This is a genomic window from Streptomyces sp. NPDC037401 (assembly GCF_055602345.1).
The window spans coordinates 213,148-219,955 of sequence record NZ_JBVJWO010000008.1 but is presented as its reverse complement, the minus strand read 5'-3'; the positions used below and the strand labels follow the sequence as shown (position 1 = coordinate 219,955).

Sequence of the window (6,808 nt, the reverse complement as noted above, 5' to 3'; positions counted from 1 at the left end):
TTTTTTTGTTTTTTCTTTTTTTTTTGTTGTTTTTTTGTTTCCTGGGGGGTGGTTTTCGCCCCCCCCCCCCCCCCCCCCCCCCCCACGTCACGCCTACTTGGCGGACGTGTCCAGCGCGGCCAGCGCCTGCGCCCAGCGCGCGTACTTCAGGTCGGCGAGATCGGCGACGGTCTTGATCCCGAACGCCTCCTTGAGGAGGTCGCCCTGCCGCTCACTGACACCCTTGAGTGCGTCCACGGGCGCGGCGAGGATCTCCGGCAGGCTCTTGTCCGCCCACGCCTTGTCCAGCACCTTGTCCAGATCGATCGAAGCCACAGCAGTCCCTCCACGTCATCGGACACGCGAGAAGGCGCGGGCAGCCACAGAAAAGCCCCCCGGCCCGCGGACGGCCGGGAAGATTCCGGCCGCCCCTCGCATTATCTACACAGCTGTAGAAGCATAGGGGTGGAAGGGGCGTCGCGGAGCACATCCCGGTCGATTGCGGCAGAAAGTCCAGAAAGTGCCCCCTCCGGAGCAAGAGGGCCACCCGGGGTGCCATTTTTGCTCACCCTTTACTATTGTTCCGGGGACTTTCCCCAAGGACCGCACCGTGCGGTCCGATCGAGCGAAGAAGGAGCAGCAGACCCGAAATGGGTGAACCTCCCAGTACGAGCCGTGCCACGCCTTGCCCGCAGACGTCGAAGCCGGGAGCGGGGGTGGCACGGTGATCGAAATCCTGCTGCTCCTCCTCGCCCTCGCCCTGACGCTGGCGTGCGCGGTGTTCGTAGCCGCCGAGTTCTCGCTGACCACCGTCGAGCGCAGCGAGCTCGAACGAGCCGCCACGGCGGGTGAGCGTGGTGCCGAAGGCGCCCTGAAGGCCGTCAAACGCCTGACCTTCCAGCTCTCTGGTGCCCAGCTGGGCATCACGGTGACCTCGCTGGTGATCGGCATGCTCGCCGAGCCCTCTGTCTCCGCGCTGCTGCGCGACCCCTTGGAAGCGACAGGACTGCCCTCCGGGGCCGTGTCCACCACCGCGACCCTGCTGGGCGTGGCCCTCTCCACCGTCGTGCTGATGGTCGTCGGGGAGCTAGTGCCAAAGAACTGGGCGATCTCCCGGCCCCTGGCCGTGGCGAAGGTCGTAGCCGGCCCGCAGCGCACCTTCACCGCCGCGTTCGGGCCGCTGATCCGGCACCTGAACAGCACCGCGAACCGCCTGGTGCGCCGCTTCGGCCTGGAGCCCGCCGAGGAACTGGCCTCCGCCCGCACGCCCGAGGAGCTGGTCGCGCTCGTCCAGCACTCCGCCCGCCAGGGCGCGATCGAGGCCGACTCGGCCGAGTTGTTCGTCCGCACCCTGCACCTGGCCGAGCTGACCGCGGAGAACGTCATGACGCCGCGGATCGACGTCCAGGCCCTTGAGGCCCACGCCACCGCCGCGGACGCGGCGAACCTGACCCTGGCCACCGGCCTGTCCCGCTTCCCCGTCTACCGCAACACCCTGGACCAGGTCATCGGCACCGTCCACATCCGCGACGTCCTCGCCCTGGAGGAGGACAAGCGGCAGCTCACCCCAGTCACCGACCTGATGACCCAACCGCTGCTGGTGCCGCACTCCCTGCCCGTGGACACCCTCCTGGGCAGACTGCGCAAGGCTCGCACCATGGCGGTAGTCATCGACGAGTACGGCGGCACGGCGGGCGTCGCTACCGTCGAGGACATCGTCGAGGAAGTCGTCGGCGAGGTCCGCGACGAACACGACCCGCTGGAGGTCCCCGACCTCATCCCGGCCCCCGACCTGGACGGCCGCCCTGCATGGGAAGCCGACGGGAGCGTCCGCCTCGACGAGTTGGAAGAGATCGGCCTCACCGCGCCCAAGGGACCTTACGAGACCCTCGCCGGCCTGATCGCCACCCGCCTGGAACGTATCCCCCTTCAGGGCGACACCCTTACCGTCGATGGCTGGGAACTGTCTGTCCTGGACATCGAGCACCACCGCGCCGACCGCGTCGCGATCACCGCACCGGCCGCCGTGCCCGCCCATGCCAAGGAGGAGAGCCGATGACCGCCATCCAGCTGCTGATCGGCGCCTTCACTCTCATCACCAACGCCTTCTTCGTCGGCGCCGAGTTCGCTCTGATCTCCGTACGCCGCAGCCAGATCGAACCCGCGGCCCTCAAGGGCGACCGGCGGGCGAAGACGGTCCTGTGGGGGCTCGAACACCTCTCCGCGATGATGGCCACGGCCCAGCTCGGCATCACGGTCTCCTCCCTGGTGCTCGGCGCCGTCGCCGAGCCTGCCATCGCCCATCTGCTGGAACCCCCGTTCCAAGCTGTCGGCGTTCCCGAGGCGCTGATCCACCCGATCGCCTTCGTCATCGCACTCACCCTGGCGACGTACCTGCACATGCTGGTCGGCGAGATGGTCCCCAAGAACATCGCGCTCGCCGCCCCCGCGCCGACCGCGCTGCTCCTCGGCCCTCCCCTGGTGGCCCTCACCCGCGCCCTGCGACCGTTCGTCTTCGGCATCAACGCGTTCGCCAATGTCCTGCTGCGGCTGATGAAGGTCGAGCCGAAGGACGAAGTCGGCTCCGTCTTCACGGACGACGAACTGACCCGCCTGATCAAGGACTCCAGCGCCGCCGGACTCCTCAGCCCGGAGGACGGCGAACGCCTGCAGGACGCCCTCGAACTCGGCACCCGACCGGCAGGCGAAGTGATGGTCCCCCTCGACCGGATGGTCACCGTCGGCCACGACATCACCCCGCAGGGCCTGGAACGCGCGGCTGCCGTCCGCGGATTCTCCCGCCTGCCCGTAACCGGACCGAGTGAGGAGATTTTGGGCTACCTGCACATCAAGGACGCTCTCGGCCTCATGGACCGCACGGCGCCGTTCCCGCGCAGCGCCCTCCACCCCATCATCAAGGTCGCCCTCGACACCCCGCTCGACGACACGATGACCGCGATGCGCGCGGCAGGCACCCACCTCGCGGCCGTCACCGGCACCAAGGGCACCGTTCTGGGCTTCGTCACCATGGAAGACGTCCTGGAAAGACTCGTCGGCGAAGCTGCCTGACCGGCACCTCATCAGCAGTAACCGTCGGAGGTTGGCCCCGCGCCAAAGTCCGGCCGCTGGCTTCTCCCGGCCTTGGTCAGGGCCGGTACACGTTCAGGTGCTTCACCCGGAACGACATGTCCGTCACGTCCTCCTCAGGCGGGGGATGGTGGGCTCCGGCGCAGACCGACAGGTTCACGATCAGATAGGCGCACCAGTTCTCACCCACCCCAGTCCCGTCCGCGTAGGCGTGCTGCCCGTTCACCCACCAGCTCACGGACCGGGCTCCGAATTCGACCCTCACATCCACCCAGGCGCCCGGCTCGATGGACGGATGCCGGTAGTAATGGCAGCCACCCCTCACATGGTTGGACAGCTCCAGCACGTCGGGGTTGTTCGGGTGGTACTCGAAGACGTCGATCTCCTGGCCTCCGTCCCGCCACGTCCAGATCGCCGGCCACGCCCCCAGAGCCCGCGCCAGCCGCACCCTGGCCTCCAGCACATCGCCGGTGCGGACCATGAACCCCTCCAGACTGCCCTCCGTCGTCAGCAGCCCCGCACTCCACGTCCCCTCCGGACGGCGCGATGCCCTGAGCACCCCGGCACGGCAGAAGAACGGGTCATCGACGAGATGATCGAATTTCCCGTCGCCCGGATTCACCGGCCCACCGCCCGGATACGCCCACGATCGCCCTGCCACCCACTGGGCAGAACAAGAGAAGTCGGCAACGAACACAGCACACTCCCTACGGCCGATCACTGTGCCGGAGGAGAACGACAATGGCGCCTCGTTGGACACGCACAGCCCGCGCCGCACTACCCATAATGATCAGGTTGCGAGCCGGGGTGACCGCAGGCACAGCCACAGCCACAGCACCCCCTGTCGTTGCGATCGCACTTGTGCTGCTAGGGGAGTTGTTGCGCATGTTCAAGGGCAACCTGCCCCTCGGACGTTTGCGCCGGGTCCGCAGCCAGAGGCTTCGCCTTGACCCGCGCCCGTCCCCGCAAGGCCGCCGGCCAGGACTAATCAGCTGACTCGATAGCCGGGCGCTCCCCGACCGGCGCGGCCAGCTCGGGGGCGTAGAGCGTGGCCAACGGCTCCGGACCGGCGTACCGGCGACACGGGCACCGCCGCGCGGCCTCATCCGCACCGGCATCCGGCGCGGGAACGGATGCGTAACACAGCGCGTCCCGTGCGTCGTGGTACGCCAAGTGGTGGCCACAGCCGCATACCGGCTCCGGGCCGCTCAGCGCCCGAGCCTTGGCATTGCGTCGCTCGGCCACCGCCTTCTTGAACCGGTCGTACGCACCTCCCGCGACATAACCGCTCGCGAGGATGACCAGCGCGATCTCAAGACCTGTCAAGACTCCCCCTTTTGGCGCACCGGCCCCGCCGGCGTTCTGGCGATCTTCGCATGGCTGGCCCGACCCTCAGAAGGTGGTGCGGCCGGAGTTGATGGGACGCCGAGGAGGAGGTTGACGAGGACGAAGAAGTCGAGCAGTACGAAAGGGTCGAAGTAGATGATGGTCCAGCGGGAGATTGTCAGCCCCGCGCGGACGGCGTCGCCAAGGGTGATGAGGGTGATGGGAAGAACAGGGTGAGGATGGCCCGGCCCAGTGAACTGAGGTGTTCCGGGTCGCCGAAATCGTCAGACCCGCTCGACAGCAGCGCCTGGCCCGCCACGGCCTGCTCATCAGTACGGGCGCTGCGGCATGAGCTGACCTCTCCACTCCCTGCACCTCCGGACTGCAGCGCGGCACCCCGGGACCTCGGCGTCGCCCATACCGCAATCGGGGTCGGCGGGTCGGTGGGCAGTTCCACGTGCCCAGTGACCAGGTGGCCATCTCGCGTTATGCCGTACGCAGTAGCCATCACCGCGAGCCCGCTGACCTGCTAAAGCCCCCACGCGTTCCCAAGTGCGAGAAGGGCGTTCCTGGGGCTTACTGGGGGCGGGCCGCTGACCTGCCGCTTCGGAGTTCTCCGCAAGGCCGGGCCCGACCGGCGGTCGGGCCCGCCCCGCGTTTGCCGCTCAGCGCAGCCAGGCGAAGACCGCTCCAGCGAGCAGGACGCCCAGGGCGCTGCCAGCCAGCACCTGGGCGGGCGTGTGGTCGCGCAGTACAACACGCGACCAGCCGACAAGGACAACCAAGGGCGATGCGGCCAGCACCCAGGGACCGTAGGCGAGCGCGAGCATGGCCAGCGCACCGGCGCAGACGGCGGTGTGCACGCTGATCTTCCAGGCCGTGGTGATGGCGAGGATCGCGAACAGCGTGGCGAGCATGGCGACGATGAGCGCGGTCATCTCGCGAGGCGCTCCCAGGGTGACCATGAGCGTGATGCAGGCGGCGACCGAGACGAGGATGCCGGGTATGACGATCAGCCGGTCCTGACGGCGGCGGACGTGCCGGTCTCCCCAGTAGCCGCGACGCTGCCCCCACTTGATCCACAAGATGGGGACAACGCCGCAGAATCCGGCGGCTACGAGACCCCAGCCGACGCCGGCAAGGTGATCGGCGTGCCAGCCCATCAAGACCGTGACGGCGATGATCCACGTACGGGGTTCGAGGACGTCGGTACCCAGCGCGGTCAGGGGGGTCTTCGTCTCGGTCGGTGCGGCGGCGGGTGGGGCGGAGGCGGTGGTCATGCGGGCTGCTCCTGGTGCTGGTGTACGAACGCCGTGGTGCGCGGGTCACGGAAGGCTCGGGCCAGCCCGAGCGCCTTGCGTACCTCTGTGTCGAATTCGGTGTCCTGCTCGTCGGCGGCTTCTTCCGACGCGTCCGCGCGAGGCTCCGCGCCCTGGACGGCAGCCAGCCAGGCCACGCGTATCCACATGGCTTCGGCGAGGCGGGCGGTTGCGTCCGGGCCGAGTCCGGCGGTCTGGGCTTCGCGGTAGGCGGCAGCGATCAGCTCTGCGGATGCGTAGGCCCGCAGGATGAGGACGACGTCCCATATCTCGATGAGTCGCCGGTGCAGCTGAAGGCGTGGGCTTCGACCCACGGGCTCGTCCAGCACGACGCCGGGGGCCGCCTCGATCAACTGCGCCCACAGGGGACGTACCTCAGTCAGGGCTCGCCGGTAGGTGATCGTGCGCCACAGCACGCCCACCGCGGGAACGGAGTTGCCGAGGATGATCAACGCGATGCTCGTGTACTCGACCAGGTCGGCCACGGACTGGGCGGTGTCGTCATCCGCGACGAAGGGAACCCCAGCCAGCCGGGTCGTCATGTGGCCGATCCGCCAGCTGGTGTAGATCGCTCCGAAGGCGGCTCCGACTCCCAGCAGCCGCAGGCCCGCCCTGAGCGAGGTTCCGGCGGCGCGCCGCCCGTAGGAGAGGAACAGCCACGACGCGATGGCCATCGCAACGGTCAGGTACCCGAGGAACGTCAGGCAGTAGGCGGTGCCCATCGGCTGCCCGAGGTTCGCCTCGAAGAAGTTGTGGGTCTCCTCCGGGCGGGGGGTGAGCGCGAAGAACACCACCAGCAGGGCCGAGCCGACGGCGGCGCAGGAATAGAGCAGCGGCCGGCCCCACCGAAGGGCGTCCGGCTTGGCCATGGCGATGACAAAGAAGAGCACCGCGGTACTCCCGCCCATCCCAAGGATGTGCTGGAGCACGGTCGCGAGATTATTTATGCCGGTCGGCAAGATCACGATGCTCTTGACGGCCGGCCGGGCGATCGTGGAGGCCACCGCTACGCAGGCGAATGCGGTCCACAGGGGACGCTGCCTTGGAATTCGGATGGCTGCGGGCAGGCGCCAAAGGGCCACTACCCAAAGGGCGAT

Annotated in this window: 7 protein-coding genes; 2 read left to right on the top strand and 5 right to left on the bottom strand. The window is 68.3% G+C overall.

Translation table 11 applies throughout. The features are described from left to right. Positions 1-93 precede the first annotated feature (93 nt). Entirely contained in the window at positions 94-315 is a 222-nt protein-coding gene (locus ACZ7H1_RS10700; RefSeq protein ID WP_319819618.1) for a hypothetical protein, read from the bottom strand. Positions 316-703: 388 nt separating this feature from the next. Between ACZ7H1_RS10700 and ACZ7H1_RS10695 the strand changes: the two genes are divergently transcribed. Both ACZ7H1_RS10695 and ACZ7H1_RS10690 read left to right on the top strand, forming a co-directional pair. Beyond that, positions 704-2,038 (top strand): hemolysin family protein, encoded by a 1,335-nt coding sequence (locus ACZ7H1_RS10695; RefSeq protein WP_470785487.1) that lies wholly within the window; start codon positions 704-706, stop codon positions 2,036-2,038. Beyond that, positions 2,035-3,048: a hemolysin family protein gene (locus tag ACZ7H1_RS10690; RefSeq protein WP_470785485.1), complete on the top strand. Its 1,014-nt coding sequence runs from the start codon at positions 2,035-2,037 to the stop codon at positions 3,046-3,048. The genes ACZ7H1_RS10695 and ACZ7H1_RS10690 overlap by 4 nt, the downstream gene beginning before the upstream one ends. Positions 3,049-3,124: 76 nt before the next feature. Here the strand turns inward: ACZ7H1_RS10690 and ACZ7H1_RS10685 are convergent, their stop codons facing one another. The 4 genes from ACZ7H1_RS10685 to ACZ7H1_RS10670 form a co-directional block, all read right to left on the bottom strand. Further along, on the bottom strand, positions 3,125-3,763 hold the full coding sequence (locus tag ACZ7H1_RS10685) for a beta-glucanase (protein ID WP_470785483.1): 639 nt from the start codon (positions 3,761-3,763) through the stop codon (positions 3,125-3,127). 287 nt (positions 3,764-4,050) lie between these two features. Continuing rightward, positions 4,051-4,392, bottom strand: coding sequence for a hypothetical protein (locus ACZ7H1_RS10680; protein WP_470785482.1), 342 nt, complete (start codon positions 4,390-4,392; stop codon positions 4,051-4,053). A 665-nt stretch (positions 4,393-5,057) separates the two neighbouring features. After that, complete coding sequence (locus ACZ7H1_RS10675; protein WP_470785480.1) at positions 5,058-5,672, bottom strand: hypothetical protein; 615 nt, start codon at positions 5,670-5,672, stop codon at positions 5,058-5,060. After that, the gene (locus ACZ7H1_RS10670) at positions 5,669-6,808 is read right to left on the bottom strand and encodes an MAB_1171c family putative transporter (protein ID WP_470785580.1); all 1,140 of its coding nucleotides are present in this window, start codon (positions 6,806-6,808) and stop codon (positions 5,669-5,671) included. The genes ACZ7H1_RS10675 and ACZ7H1_RS10670 overlap by 4 nt, the downstream gene beginning before the upstream one ends.